The sequence below is a fragment of the Ruegeria sp. R13_0 genome (assembly GCF_017743995.1).
Classification (GTDB): Bacteria; Pseudomonadota; Alphaproteobacteria; order Rhodobacterales; family Rhodobacteraceae; genus Ruegeria.
Genome location: NZ_JAGHRB010000006.1, coordinates 204,217 through 217,945, shown reverse-complemented (window position 1 = coordinate 217,945; position 13,729 = coordinate 204,217). Strand labels below are relative to the sequence as shown.

The 13,729-nt window shown below is 58.4% G+C and carries 13 protein-coding genes and 1 tRNA gene; 5 read left to right on the top strand and 9 right to left on the bottom strand.

The genetic code is table 11. The annotated features are described in order from the left end of the window. Nucleotides 1–15: 15 nt before the first annotated feature. The 7 genes from J7394_RS10115 to J7394_RS10085 are packed head-to-tail and all read right to left on the bottom strand — an operon-like array spanning nt 16 to nt 5,960. The gene (locus J7394_RS10115) at nt 16–936 is read right to left on the bottom strand and encodes a restriction endonuclease (RefSeq protein ID WP_209252764.1); all 921 of its coding nucleotides are present in this window, start codon (nt 934–936) and stop codon (nt 16–18) included. After that, entirely contained in the window at nt 929–1,084 is a 156-nt protein-coding gene (locus J7394_RS10110) for a hypothetical protein (protein WP_209252762.1), read from the bottom strand. The genes J7394_RS10115 and J7394_RS10110 overlap by 8 nt, the downstream gene beginning before the upstream one ends. Further along, nucleotides 1,081–1,371: a hypothetical protein gene (locus J7394_RS10105; RefSeq protein WP_209252760.1), complete on the bottom strand. Its 291-nt coding sequence runs from the start codon at nt 1,369–1,371 to the stop codon at nt 1,081–1,083. The genes J7394_RS10110 and J7394_RS10105 overlap by 4 nt, the downstream gene beginning before the upstream one ends. Then, nucleotides 1,371–3,302 (bottom strand): ATP-binding protein, encoded by a 1,932-nt coding sequence (locus J7394_RS10100; protein WP_209252758.1) that lies wholly within the window; start codon nt 3,300–3,302, stop codon nt 1,371–1,373. Before J7394_RS10100 ends, J7394_RS10105 begins: the two co-directional genes overlap by 1 nt. 58 nt (nt 3,303–3,360) lie before the next feature. Further along, nucleotides 3,361–4,479 (bottom strand): hypothetical protein, encoded by a 1,119-nt coding sequence (locus J7394_RS10095; protein WP_209252756.1) that lies wholly within the window; start codon nt 4,477–4,479, stop codon nt 3,361–3,363. Beyond that, on the bottom strand, nt 4,472–4,876 hold the full coding sequence (locus tag J7394_RS10090; protein WP_209252754.1) for a hypothetical protein: 405 nt from the start codon (nt 4,874–4,876) through the stop codon (nt 4,472–4,474). The genes J7394_RS10095 and J7394_RS10090 overlap by 8 nt, the downstream gene beginning before the upstream one ends. A gap of 4 nt (nt 4,877–4,880) precedes the next feature. Next, nucleotides 4,881–5,960, bottom strand: coding sequence for a hypothetical protein (locus J7394_RS10085; protein WP_209252752.1), 1,080 nt, complete (start codon nt 5,958–5,960; stop codon nt 4,881–4,883). A 261-nt stretch (nt 5,961–6,221) separates the two neighbouring features. Here J7394_RS10085 and J7394_RS10080 point away from each other — a divergent pair, with 261 nt between their 5' ends. Beyond that, nucleotides 6,222–7,697, top strand: coding sequence for an NAD-dependent succinate-semialdehyde dehydrogenase (locus tag J7394_RS10080; protein ID WP_209252750.1), 1,476 nt, complete (start codon nt 6,222–6,224; stop codon nt 7,695–7,697). Nucleotides 7,698–7,888: 191 nt separating this feature from the next. On the opposite strand, the gene J7394_RS10075 is transcribed toward J7394_RS10080, so the two are convergent. Continuing rightward, nucleotides 7,889–7,964: transfer RNA gene (locus tag J7394_RS10075), tRNA-Thr, on the bottom strand. Nucleotides 7,965–8,129: 165 nt separating this feature from the next. Here J7394_RS10075 and J7394_RS10070 point away from each other — a divergent pair. From J7394_RS10070 to arsB, 4 genes are read left to right on the top strand one after another with little or no spacing between them, the layout of a single operon-like run. Next, nucleotides 8,130–8,957: a helix-turn-helix domain-containing protein gene (locus J7394_RS10070; protein ID WP_209252749.1), complete on the top strand. Its 828-nt coding sequence runs from the start codon at nt 8,130–8,132 to the stop codon at nt 8,955–8,957. Nucleotide 8,958: 1 nt separating this feature from the next. Continuing rightward, nucleotides 8,959–9,957 carry an ArsJ-associated glyceraldehyde-3-phosphate dehydrogenase gene (locus J7394_RS10065; RefSeq protein ID WP_209252748.1) on the top strand — a complete coding sequence of 333 codons (999 nt, stop codon included), beginning with the start codon at nt 8,959–8,961 and terminating at the stop codon, nt 9,955–9,957. After that, nucleotides 9,954–11,219, top strand: coding sequence for an organoarsenical effux MFS transporter ArsJ (arsJ, locus tag J7394_RS10060; protein WP_209252747.1), 1,266 nt, complete (start codon nt 9,954–9,956; stop codon nt 11,217–11,219). Before J7394_RS10065 ends, arsJ begins: the two co-directional genes overlap by 4 nt. Next, entirely contained in the window at nt 11,216–12,238 is a 1,023-nt protein-coding gene (gene arsB / locus J7394_RS10055) for an ACR3 family arsenite efflux transporter (protein WP_209252746.1), read from the top strand. The genes arsJ and arsB overlap by 4 nt, the downstream gene beginning before the upstream one ends. A 5-nt stretch (nt 12,239–12,243) precedes the next feature. Here arsB and J7394_RS10050 read toward each other — a convergent pair whose 3' ends face one another. Further along, entirely contained in the window at nt 12,244–13,650 is a 1,407-nt protein-coding gene (locus J7394_RS10050; protein WP_209252745.1) for a bifunctional enoyl-CoA hydratase/phosphate acetyltransferase, read from the bottom strand. Nucleotides 13,651–13,729 lie beyond the last annotated feature (79 nt).

The window sequence follows — 13,729 nt, the reverse complement described above, 5'->3', positions numbered from 1 at the left end:
TCCCTTTGTTTGATACTAGACGCTGGCAAAAAACTTCTCATCTATTGTCACCGCCTCAATCATTTGTGTCGCCACACCAAGATCATTTTCTTTGAGCAAATCACACAGGCGATCTCCATCAATGAGGTCAATCGCAGTAGCTCCATCTCGTGTGGCCTCGTCCGATGCTTGCGCGGTGAAGTTGCCAGTTGTGATGAATAACCCTTTGTCAGCTCGTCCCATCATCGCGCCTCTAAAATCGCGAATTTCTGACGACCCGACACTTCCTTTGTAGCGTTTGCACTGAAAGAAAACCTGAAAAGAAACGAGGTTCACGCGAAGTACACCAACACCATCAATTCCACCATCACCGGACTTCCCTCGGACTTCGACTTTGGTGAAACCCGCTTCCCGTAGCAAACGCTGTGCCAAACGTTCAAAAGCATAAGGGTCCATCTGCTTTAATGTCGCGAGCAACCTAGATTTCCACGTCTCTGTGTCAGGTGTCTCTTCGGACTTGTCGCTCTGATCAGACGATGAAAACAACTCGGGCTCGTCTCCGTTCTGCTGTTTCTTTTTCCGTCTTTCGCGCGCTCTAGCTTTTTCTTCTTCGTTAACCTGGTCGATTATCCGTTGAGTATCACCAATAGTCTCAATCGTGCTTCCAAACTCAGTTAGCGCCCAAATACCGCGAGCGGAATTCTCGAGGGCTCCGCCCTTCTTCAAAAAAGTTCGAGCCCAAGCGAGATAGTAGTTCAATCGTGGTTGACCCTGATTGGTTCCGGTCATCATGTAAGACTGTTCTTCCTCAGAGACGCCTTCGATTTCCGCAACCTTCTCGTCCAGTTCGTAAATACTTGCTGAACCCCCCACCTGCTTCATAGCCTCTACAGTTGCCAGCATCATGCCCGGCATCTCCGGGTAGCCTTCTGCTTCAATCACAAATCTTCTATTCAATGTTCTTTCCTTCAACAAACCGCCGCTTGGCCTCTTCTATCCGGCCCATCTCACCGACGGCGTTCTCGATGGCGAACTCGTCGCTCTTGTTGGCTATGCGGAACTCACCGTCGAGTTGGGTTTTCATCTTGCCTGCCACTTGTCTCATCCCGCCCTCTTGAACCGACCAACAACCACAACCGCCAACACCAACAATGGCAATGCAAACGCCCGCCCTGTAATCTGCAAGTTGAACCCGAGGTAAGACACCACGCTGCCCTCAAACAGGATCAGGGACTCTTCCCATGAGGTGCCCTCGAACCCGCTGCCCGCGTTGACACCGAACTGGGTCAGGAACAGCACCGCCACAGCGCCCAGAAATCCGATCACGCCCCAGCGCAGAGGCAGGATCAGGCCCAGTACAAGCGCAAAACCGGAAATCGCGTAGACGAGCATTATCCCTTCCCCTCCAGATACCGCCGCTTGGCCTCCTCCATACGGCCCATCTCGCGGACGGCGTTTTCGATGGCGACCTCATCGCTCTTGTCGGCATAGCGGAATTCGCTGTCGGCGTAGCGGTTGATCTCCTGCATCACCATCTCAACCGTGATCGGCTGGCGAAGGTCCTCGATCATCGCCTTCTTGGTCTCGTAGTCGCGGAACAGGAACAGGTCGGGGTTCTCCATCCATTCGTCTGGCAGTTCGAAATCCATCGCGCGGACCTTGACCGCGTCGGTGATGTTCTTGATCGCGCGGCCTGTGAACCGCTCATCCGCCTGCTGGATCGCCTTTAGGTAAGTGCCCAGCTTGGCGATCGTGTCCATCTGGCCGATCTCGCCGGAGACCCGGTCATAGATCTGCAGCAAGGCGTCCTCATGCGGGCGGGCGTGGTTTTCGAAACTGGCGGCGACGGCCTTTTTGATCTCCTGCGCGGCATAGGCATCGTGTTCACCCAGCGGGATGTCATGGTTGCGGCCCATCAGCAGGTGCAGGATATCGATGTAATCCTCGCGCGTCTGCGGCCCGTCCACAAGGAACCGCGCGCCTGCCCGCTGGCGCAGGGCGTCGTCCACATTCTCGGGGTAGTTCGAGAACATGCCAAAGGTGCAGTTGCCGCGCACAACGGTGTTGGCGCCCGCAAAGCTCTCCATCAGAACGGCGGTGATTTCCAGCTGCCCGGCCGAGGACTGCCGGTCGCCGCGTTTGCCCGCCAGCTGGTCGATGTCGTCAATGGTGCCGAACCCAATGACCGAGGGGTCGATGATCGTGTTGATGAACGCCTTGGCGTTCTGGCCGGATTTCCCCTGATAGCTGTCGATATTGTCGGTGCTGAGGTTCTGGTAGCGGAACGGGTAGCCCGCGTTCTGGCAATAGTCGTTGATCAGCCCGGCCATCATCTGGATCAGAGTGGTTTTGCCGGTACCCGGTTTGCCGTCCCCCATAAAGGTAAAGATGAACCCGCCGAGTTCCGCGAACGGGTTCAGGCGGCGGTCGAAATCATAGGCCATCAGCATCTTGGCCAACTTCATCGCCTGATACTTGGCGATGTGGTTGCCGACCACCTCGTTCGGTTTCTTGAACGTCATGGTCAGGGTGGTGGATTTGGCCTTTGAGGCCGGCTCAAACCCCCGGATCGTCAGATCGTCAGCCTCAATATGCCAGGCCGCGTTTTGGAAAGGGGCCAGATGGCCAGCGGATTGCGCGCGCAGGGCGACCTTGTCCATCAACTGCTCGGCATAGGCACTGATGGCGGCGATCAGATGCGCATCGTCCGGGGCATGTTTGGCCAGCACCTGATCCAACTCCCACAAGGCACCGTGCAGGGCGAGCTGGCCATTGTCGGTCAGAACCTCTTCGATCTCACCCAGATCAACGGTGGTTTCGCCCAGATGGGACGACATCAGATAAGCCAGCGCGTTGCCGAAGGTGTGGGATGTGATCAATGCCTCAGCCGTAAGCAATTCCGAAAACTCGGTCTTGCGCGCAACGGGCAAATCCCCCGCCAGATTGGCCCGCTTCAAATCGGCCAACGGCGTCTGCTCCGCATAAGCCTCGGCCACGGCCAGAGCGATGGCAAGCGCGCGCCGAATGGCCTGCTGCGCGGTGGCTTGAGGGGGCGAGACCAGCGTATCACCATCATCCGAGGCCTCGATCCGCTCAACCAGATGCACCCCATCGGCTCGCGCAGTGCGCCGCGTCACCAATCCCGGAGTGGTCGATCGAAACCTCCGCCCCGTCGACACGCCCGAGGACCGTTCGACCGCCACGTCAACCGGTTTCGCAATCCGCGACGCGTGTTCGAACCCGTTCAACAAGGCCGTCGCCGCCGGGTAATGCTTGCGAATATCGTCTTCCCGCAATTCCATCTGATCTGACGTCAAACTCATCTCAAAAACCGCCCATTCTTCTTCTGTTCAAAAATACCTCCGCCGGAGGCAAAAAAATCTAATAGCGCAACACCTGCCCCGATTTGCTGACCACGAATTTGCGCACATCGGCAAAGCCCGGCGGGTCGCGCTCGGCCAGTACCTGAAACGGACGCTGAGGCAGAATGATCGAACGCTGCGTCCGCGTCGCCCCAGTCTCGGCCCCCTGCCCGCCGAACGGGTCCAGTGCAAAGACCTCGCGTTCGACGGTGGAAAACCAACCGGCGCGTTCTTCGATCACCTCTTCGCTTTCCAGTTCCTCGGTGGTCCAGGCCAGCGCCCAATCCTGCCCTTCGGGCGCCTGCGCATCCTCCAGCACCTGCCGCAAGGGGCCGGATTGCTCTGTAAAGGCCGAGGAATACATCGGACCCACATGAATGCGGCGCAGGTGTTTGGGGTGCAAGTCATCAAAATCCTGATCAAAGCCCTTAGCGATGGTCACCAGTTTCAACCCGCCCAAAGACTGCGCCATCAGATGCGCCTGCACCTCGGGCCATCGTCGCTGATCCTTGGGCAGAGCTGTCTTACCGCTATCCTCCAACTGCATCAGGTAGATGACCGGCAGATTGATCTGGCTGTCATAGACCGCCCAATGGATCATAAACTTGCGCCGTTCACCCTCATTCCCGATCCAGTGGCATTCGGGATCATTGCGTGCCCAAAACAGCTGACCTTTTAGCAATTCCTCGTAATAGAGCCTTTGGGACAAAGCGAATTGCAGCTTGGTCGGGATTTCCTGATCGCCGATGATTGTTCGCACCATTTCGGTTTTCAGATCATCTTCCGAGGGCATATTCGCCAGATGCACTTGCGCCTGCTGGGCGTCATTGGCCATGGTCAGCAGCTCGGCCGCCACCGGAAACCCGCTGTCGCGCTTGTCCATGGCGAGGCTGCCAAAGAACCGCCCCGTATCGCGCCCGACCAGCAGGTATTTCATGGAGAGCGCGCGGAACGTGTAGAGCAGCCCCGAGAGGTAGCGCGACACGATCCGCACCTCTTGCTTGCTGATCGCGCCCTCGGCCTCCATCGTCGCGGCCACGCGCAGGAGGTGGACGGTGATCACCTCGAATTTGCGGAAATAGCGGCGCGAGGCGAAGGTGTCGGTCAGGCCGACATGGTCTTGGGTGGGGTCAGTCATTGGGCATATGTGAGTGACAAATTTTTGTCCTGCAATCTTCAAGTTGAGCTACAAAAATAAACAGATAGAGCCCAACGATACCGCTCGCAGGCAGCCCCCATTGCAAAAACAACGGAATTCCTAGGAACATACCTGCGAAGGGCAGAGCCCATTCTCTCCTGTACTTTTGCCACAATTTTTTTGTGAGAACTGCTTCTCCAAAGCTAATATGCCGGTCTAGTTCTTCGGCTGGCGCCGCGAAAATCGAGATCAAAAGCTTGCTCGGCAGCAGGGTCCAAATCGCAATTTCACTTAACGTTGGAATATCCGCAATCAGTCCAACACCAAATGCAACTGCGAGGGCCACTGTTAGAATTGCCAACACGGCTAGAGAGATGTCTCGTGCGGAGTAACGCACACTCTCAACCCCCATACAAATTCTTATCATGCTTCTCGACAATCGAGGCGAACCGACGGGCAAAGCGTTCATCCGCCTTGGCCTTTTTTTCCAGCACGTCGCGGGCAAAGACCATGTGGTCCTCATGCGCCTCGAGCATGTCGGCCATTTTCTGGTTGGTCGCGGTGCCGATGGCGGCCATGGCGGTTTGCGCCTCCTGGTCGGTCTGCACGCCGATCTCGTTGATGCGGTGGGCCACGTCCTGCTGCTGCGCGGTTTTCAGCGATTTGGTCAGGGCGTCATACAGCACCACGCGCTGTTGCGTGTCTGTCTGCAGCTTGTTGATCAACACCATCTGCGTCGCCGCTTGGTTCTGCAGTGAATCGACCCAGGTTTTGCCCTTTTCGATATAGCGCTCCAGCGTTTGCGATTTGGCCAGCTTGACCTGTTCCTCCTGAACCTTGGCGTTGTATTGCTTGTTCAGCTCGGCCAGCTCGGTTTCCAGCTGGGTGCGTGCGGCGGCATCCTGTTCGACGCTGATCTTGTTCTCCAAGGTGATGATCGTCGGGTCCATGCCCTGAATTTCGGCCCGCAGCGCCTCGAGTTCCGCAACGGTCGCTTCCCGGTCGTCCAGCGTGACGGTCAGGTTGTCCTCGACCTTGACGCGCTGTTCTTCCAGCACGGACAGTTGCCCCTCCAGCAGTCTCACGATCACGTCCGATTTGGCGATCAGGTCCTGCAGCTTGTCGTCGATATTGGCCGTGCGCATCCGCTCCTGCCGCATCGACTCGGATTTGCCTTTCGAGAAGATGCCAACAAACGACTCCCACCCGGTTTTCGAGCGCATCTCATCGAAATCCTTGGAAAACGCACTGGTGACATCGTCCAGCCCCATGATCAGCTCGGCGATATTGGCGTTCATCACCTCGGTATGGGCATGCACATCCTCAAGCGTGGCGTTTTCGATGTCGATATCCGCCTCGGCCGTACCTATTTTGGCGCGTGCGGCCTCGATCCGTGAGGTCAGGCCTTCGATCTGCGATTGCGACTCACGCACCTTGGACTGAGTCTCTTTGATCAATGCCTCAAATTGCTGGTTCGACATCTATGCTATCCCTTTTTCTTTATATTTCTATATAGATAGGCAATGTAACGCTCATTTACATCCCCTATCGCTCGGAAATTTCGAAAACTGTCGCAAACTCCCAAGGGAAAAGAAAGCCATATGGCACGGACGGGGGGCCAAAGTCCCTACACGGTGGAAAAGGGGCACAACTGGGTTCATCGCCGCGCGACAATGGACATAGACAAAGCGCATGACACCTGCTTGGTTGCGCGCAACGCAAATATTGCCGGAGGCTGACCCATGCTGGACGCAACGACCGATCTGAAATCCCTGCTCAAGAATCCCGACCTTCTGGTGACCAAAGCCTATATCGGTGGCCAATGGGTGGATGGCGATAACGGCACGTTCGCAGTGACCAACCCCGCGCGCGGGGACGTGATTGCCGAAGTTGCCGATGTCAGCCGCGCGCAAGTCGCTGGTGCCATCGCGCAGGCCGAAGCCGCGCAGAAGGAATGGGCCAAGCTGACCGGCAAGGAACGCGCCGCCCTCCTGCGTCGCTGGTTCGACCTGATGATGGAAAACGCCGAGGATCTGGGCAAGATCCTGACCGCCGAGCAGGGCAAGCCGCTGGCCGAGGCTGTTGGCGAAATCGGCTATGGGGCCTCTTTCATCGAATTTTTCGGGGAAGAGGCCAAGCGGGTCTATGGCGAAACCATCCCCGGCCATCAGCGCGACAAGCGGATCATGGTGATGAAACAGCCAATCGGTGTGGCGGCTTCGATCACGCCGTGGAACTTCCCCAACGCGATGATCACCCGCAAGGCAGGCCCGGCACTGGCCGCTGGCTGCGCCTTTGTTGCGCGCCCCGCGACCGAGACCCCTCTGTCAGCTCTGGTTCTGGCGCTGCTGGCGGAACAGGCGGGCGTGCCTGCGGGTGTCTTCAACGTCGTGCCATCGACTCAGGCCAGCGAGACCGGCAAGGAGTTCTGCGAGAACCCGGCCGTGCGCAAGCTGACCTTTACCGGCTCTACCGAGGTGGGCCGTATCCTGCTACGTCAGGCGGCCGATCAGGTCATGAAATGCTCGATGGAGTTGGGCGGCAACGCGCCCTTTATCGTGTTCGACGACGCCGATCTGGATGCAGCCGTCGAAGGTGCGATGCTGTGCAAATTCCGCAATAACGGCCAGACCTGTGTCTGCGCCAACCGCATCTACGTGCAGGCGGGCGTCTACGATGCCTTTGCCGCCAAGCTGAAGGCCGCAGTTGAGGCGCTTGAAGTTGGCGACGGCCTAGCCGCTGGCACAACGACCGGCCCCCTGATCAACGATGACGCGGTGGCCAAAGTCGAAGAGCATATCAAAGATGTCACAGACAAAGGTGGCGCGGTTCTGACCGGCGGCCTGCCTCATGATCTGGGCGGCACCTTCTTCCAACCCACGATCGTGACCGGCGTGACTCAGGATATGATGGTGGCGCAGGACGAGACCTTTGGCCCATTAGCTCCCCTATTCAAGTTCGAGGACGAAGATGACGTTATCGCCATGGCCAACGACACGATCTTCGGCCTGGCCTCGTATTTCTATGCCAAGGACCTGAGCCGCGTCTACAAAGTGGCTGAGGCGCTGGAGTATGGCATCGTCGGCGTGAACACCGGCATCATCTCGACCGAGTTGGGCCCGTTCGGCGGCGTCAAGCAATCCGGCCTTGGCCGTGAAGGCAGCCACCACGGCATGGAAGACTATATGGAAATGAAATACGTCTGCCTGTCGGTCTGATCTGGAAGACTGCCTCCTTCTCATCGCGTTGAGGGGGGCAACCTATACGTCAGAGCTTCCCTCATCTGATATCTTTTTTCCCTAAAACGGATCGAAGATTCTTGGACGTAGACGGGCCGACAGCCAGTCGCGCGTCTAAACTCGTGCGTCAGATGTATTCCCTTCCGCCGTGATGAATATTTGGAAACAGGTGGTGCCGCTGAAGGGACTCGAACCCCCGACCCCATCATTACGAATGACGTGCTCTACCAGCTGAGCTACAGCGGCACCGTTGGTCCTCCGAAACTGAATTCGGAAGGATGCGAAGGCTTCTTTAATTCGTCAGGTCTGCGCCTGCAAGCCCGGATCAGCGCGCCGAGGCTTCATGAAAATTCTGTGACACAACAGGTTTTCCGGTTGACCACCAACTACCATTTCCATAATTCATGAAATATGATAGAAGAAATCGCCGATCAGCTTGCCATTCTGGGGCATCCGCAACGCATCACAGTCTTTCGCATGTTAATGCGACGGTTTCCTGACACCGTGCCAGCGGGTGAGCTGGCCTCGGAGCTGGATATCAAACCTAGCACCATGTCGAACTATCTGAATGCGCTGCAAAGGTCCGGGCTGGTGACTCAGGAACGCTCAGGCACGTCTCTGCTTTATTCCGTCGACATGGCTAAAGTTCAGGGAATGCTGGATTTTCTGGTGGTCGATTGCTGCCGGGGTCGTCCCGATATCTGCATGCCTTTCACACAGGGAAATGAAGACATGACTGACCGCAAGTTCAACGTCCTGTTTCTATGCGTGGGCAATTCCGCCCGCTCGATCTTTGCCGAAACACTGCTGCGCCAATTGGGTGGCGACAGGTTCACCGTCTATTCCGCCGGAACGCAGCCCGCGTCCGAGTTGAACCCCTTTGCCGTGCAAGTGCTGCAGGACAAGGGCCACGATACCTCGGTCCTGCGCTCCAAGCATATGTCGGAATTTGCAACCGACGGCGCGCCGGAAATGGATTTTGTCTTTACCGTCTGCAATCAAGCTGCGAACGAAGACTGCCCGGCCTGGGAAGGCCAACCGATCAGCGGCCATTGGGGCATGGAAGACCCGGTGAAAGCCACAGGAACCGACGCCGAGAAAAGCCTCGCCTTTCAAAACGCCTATGGCGCGCTGAAGCGTCGGATTGAGGCGTTTACCTCTTTGCCGGTCGAAAGCCTCGACCGGATCGCCCTACAATCTGCTGTCGATGACATCGGCAGAACCTCTGTCGGAGACTGAAATGACCACATATGCTGTGAATGGCCTGGGCCGGATGGGAAAGCTGGCCCTGAAACCGCTGTTGGAAAAAGGCGCCAAGATCGCCTGGATCAATGACGCGGTGGGTGACGCCGAGATGCACGCGCATCTTTTGGAATTCGACACGGTTCATGGCCGCTGGGACGCCACTTTCGAGCATGATGACGACAGCGTCACCATCAACGGCACCCGGCTGCCCTTCATCGGCACCAAGGACCTGAGCGCCCTGCCGCTGGACGGCGTCGATGTGGTGATCGACTGCACTGGGGTCTTCAAGACCGAAGCCAAGCTGGCCCCTTATTTTGAGACGGGCGTGAAGAAGGTTGTTGTGTCGGCCCCGGTCAAGGATGGCCCGACCGCCAATATCGTGATGGGTGTGAATGACGACATCTATGATCCGGCGACCCATCAGATCGTGACCGCAGCCTCCTGCACCACGAACTGTCTGGCCCCGGTGGTGAAGGTCATCCACGAGAATCTGGGCATCCGCCACGGCTCGATGACCACGATCCATGACGTGACCAACACGCAGACTATCGTCGACCGTCCCGCCAAGGATTTGCGGCGTGCGCGCTCGGCGCTGAACTCTCTGATCCCAACCACAACCGGCTCGGCCACGGCGATCACGCTGATCTACCCCGAACTCAAGGGGCGTCTGAACGGCCATGCGGTGCGGGTGCCGCTGTTGAACGCCTCACTGACCGACTGCGTGTTCGAGGTTGAGCGTGAAACCACCGTCGACGAGGTCAATGCCTTCTTCAAAGCAGCCGCCGAAGGTGAACTGCAAGGCATTCTGGGCTATGAGACCCGTCCGCTGGTCTCGACCGACTACACCAATGACGAGCGCTCTTCGATCGTCGATGCGCCGTCGACCATGGTGGTGAACGGGACGCAGGTGAAAATCTACGCCTGGTATGACAACGAGATGGGCTATGCCCACCGTCTGGTCGATGTGGCGCTGATGGTTGGGGCCTCGCTGTGACCGACCGGCCCGAGGGGCTGTCGGCCTATATCGCGGTCACGGCGGCCTATTGGGCCTTTATGCTGACCGATGGGGCCTTGCGGATGCTGGTGCTGTTGCACTTTCATACGCTGGGCTTCTCGCCGGTGCAGCTGGCCTATCTGTTTGTCCTCTATGAAATCGCGGGGATGGTTACGAACCTTGCAGCGGGCTGGATCGCGGCGCGGTTTGGCTTGACCTCGACGCTCTATGCCGGGCTTGGGTTGCAGGTTGTGGCGCTGCTGGCGCTGACGCAACTAGACCCTAATTGGGCGATTGGCGCATCTGTGGCCTTTGTCATGATCGTCCAAGGCGCAAGCGGAGTGGCCAAGGATCTGGCCAAAATGTCCTCGAAATCTGCGGTGAAACTGCTGGCCCCGACCGAGGGCGGCGGGCTGTTTCGCTGGGTGGCGGTGCTGACCGGTTCCAAGAACGCCGTCAAAGGGCTGGGCTTCCTGTTGGGCGCGGCGATGCTGGCAACGCTGGGCTTTCAGGCGGCAATCATCGTGATGGCAGTGGTTCTGGCGGTGATCCTGTTCGCCGTCATCCGCTTGATGCCCCCCGGCCTGCCCAAAGGGCGCAAGGGCGCGAAGTTCTCTGAGGTCTTCTCGAAATCTGCCAACGTAAACTGGCTGTCCGCCGCGCGGGTCTTTCTGTTTGGTGCCCGCGACGTGTGGTTCGTGGTCGGCATCCCGATCTATTTCTACGCCGTCCTCTCGGATGGCACCGAAGAGGGCAACCGCGCAGCCTTTTTCATGATCGGCACCTTCATGGCATTCTGGATCATCCTCTACGGCGTCATTCAGGCCAACGCGCCCAAAATCCTGCGGGCCTCAGACCGGTCCGAGGGCGATTTGATCCGCGCCGCGCGCAGCTGGGCCGTAATGCTTTTCTGCATACCTGCGGCTCTAACACTGGCAGTTTTGCTGTCTTCCGGGCCGGAGACATGGCTGACAATCACTTTGGTCGTAGGCCTTCTGGTGTTTGGGGCAATCTTCGCCGTCAACTCATCCCTGCATTCCTACCTGATCCTCGCCTTCACCAAGTCCGAACGGGTCACGATGGATGTCGGCTTCTACTACATGGCCAACGCGACGGGGCGCCTTTTGGGCACCGTCCTGTCCGGCTTTACCTATCAGGTCGGCGGCCTGCCCCTTGTGCTGGGCACAGCGGCTGTCATGGTGGCGCTTGCGGCGCTCACTTCGGGCAAACTGACCGACCAAACAACTGAGGCATATTCATGAGCATCTTCGAGCGCTATCTGACCATCTGGGTCGCCCTCGCCATGATCGGCGGCGTGCTGATCGGGCTGGCCGCGCCCGGTCTGGTCGGCCTGATCGCCGGGGCCGAGGTGGCCAGCGTCAACCTGGTCGTGGCCCTGCTGATCTGGGCCATGGTCTATCCGATGATGGTGGGCGTCGATTTCAAAGCCGTCGCTGGCGTGGCGCGGCAGCCCAAAGGCCTGATCGTGACGCTGGTGGTCAACTGGCTGATCAAACCCTTCACCATGGCCCTGCTGGCGGTGTTGTTCTTCGACTACGTCTTTGCCCCGTGGATTCAACCAGAGGACGCAGCACAATACACCGCGGGTCTGATCCTGTTGGGGGCCGCACCCTGCACCGCGATGGTGTTTGTCTGGTCGCAACTGACCAAAGGGGACGCGACCTATACTCTGGTGCAGGTGTCGGTGAATGACCTGATCATGGTCGTGGCCTTTGCGCCGATTGTGGCCTTTTTGCTGGGGGTCACCGATATCTCAGTCCCATGGCAAACGCTGGTTCTGGCCACCGTTCTCTATGTGGTTCTGCCCCTGATTGCCGGTTTGATCACCCGCAAGCGGCTGGGCTCGCAGGAGGCCATCGACGCCTTCTCTGCCCGCGTCAAACCTTGGTCGATCATGGGCCTGATCGCGACGGTGGTGATCCTTTTCGGCCTGCAGGGAGAGACGATCTTGGCCAAACCCATGGTCATCGTCCTGATTGCCGTGCCGATCCTGATCCAAAGCTACGGTATCTTCGCTCTGGCCTATGGGGCCGCCTTTGCCCTGAAGGTCCCGCACCGCATTGCGGCCCCTTGCGCCATGATCGGTACCTCGAACTTTTTCGAGCTGGCCGTTGCGGTCGCTATCAGCCTGTTTGGCCTGAACTCCGGCGCGGCGCTTGCAACTGTGGTGGGTGTGCTGGTCGAGGTACCGGTGATGTTGTCACTGGTTGCTTTCGCCAACCGCACGCGGGCCCGGTTTCCCGAACCCGCGACGCAGTAACCTAATCAGCGCAATGATTGATCATACAGTACCGCAATCGCCGCCGAGGCGATGCGGGTGCGCCGGTCATCGGCGCGGCTGGTCAGCATGATCGGCACCTGCGCGCCCAGGACGATCCCCGCAGCCTCGGCCCCTGCCAAATACATGAGCTGCTTGGCGATCATGTTGCCGGCCTCAAGGTCCGGCGCGACCAGAATATCGGCCTGCCCCGCCACGTCGGATTTGATGCCCTTGGTCGTGACCGCGCGCATCGACACCGCGTTGTCAAAGGCCAGAGGGCCATCGAGCATACCACCCGTGATCTGCCCGCGATCCGCCATTTTGCACAGGGCACCGGCCTCGACCGTGGATTGAAGCCTGGGTGTGATGGTCTCAACCGCTGAAAGGATCGCTACTTTTGGCATCTCAATCCCGATGGCGCGAGCCAGATCAATCGCGTTTTGAACCATATCCGCTTTGGTCTGCAGATCGGGCGCAATGTTGATGGCCGCATCGGTGATCAAAAGCGGTTTGGAATAGGTCGGCACATCCATTACGTAGACATGGCTCATCCGGCGTTCGCTGCGCAGACCGTTGGCCTTAGAGACGACGGCCGACATGACCTCATCCGTGTGCAACGCGCCCTTCATCAGGGCCTTCACACGACCATCCCGCGCCAGATGCACCGCCCGTTCGGCCGAGGCATGGCTGTGCGGCGTATCAATGATCTCGAGCCCGCTGATATCCAACCCGGCCGTATCCGCCGCATGTTGGATCCGACTGCGCGGACCGACCAAAACAGGCTCTAACAAACCCAAATTGCGGGCCGAGAGCGCCCCCTCCAATGCACTTTCATCACAGGGATGGACTACGGCCGTCGGCAACGGATCCATTTTCTGAGCCGCGCTCAGCAATCGGTCATAGGAGGCGCCCCGGTGATGCAAAACCAGATCCGGCATCGCCATTCGGGGCCTTTTGACCTTTTTGTCCGGCGCGATCACGACGGCTTGCCCGGTAATCACAGGCTTGCCATCGCCAGTCGTACAGAGACAATCCAGAGTGATGTGCTTCTTGTCGGGCTGCTTTTCGGTCACGGTGACACGCACAGTGACCGTATCGCCGATGCCAACGGGTTTGAGAAACTTCAGGGTCTGATCCTGATAAATCGTCCCCGGCCCCGGCAATTGCGTGCCTAGCACATTGGATATCAGCGCGCCGCCCCACATGCCATGTGCGACCACCTTGTGAAAGATGTCCTCCTGCGCGAAGGCCTCATCCACATGGGCCGGGTTCACATCACCTGAGACCGCCGCAAAGGCGTCGATATCCTGCGCGGTCAGGGTGCGGGATAGCTCGGCCGTATCTCCGATGTTGATCTCATCAAACGGCCGGTTTTCGATGAAGCCGATGCCGTTATTGTCATCCGATGACATTCATTCCCCATTCAATACAAAAGCTGACCCTTGGGCAGACACCCCGAACCGTTGCTGTACTGCGACCCATAAAGGCTCA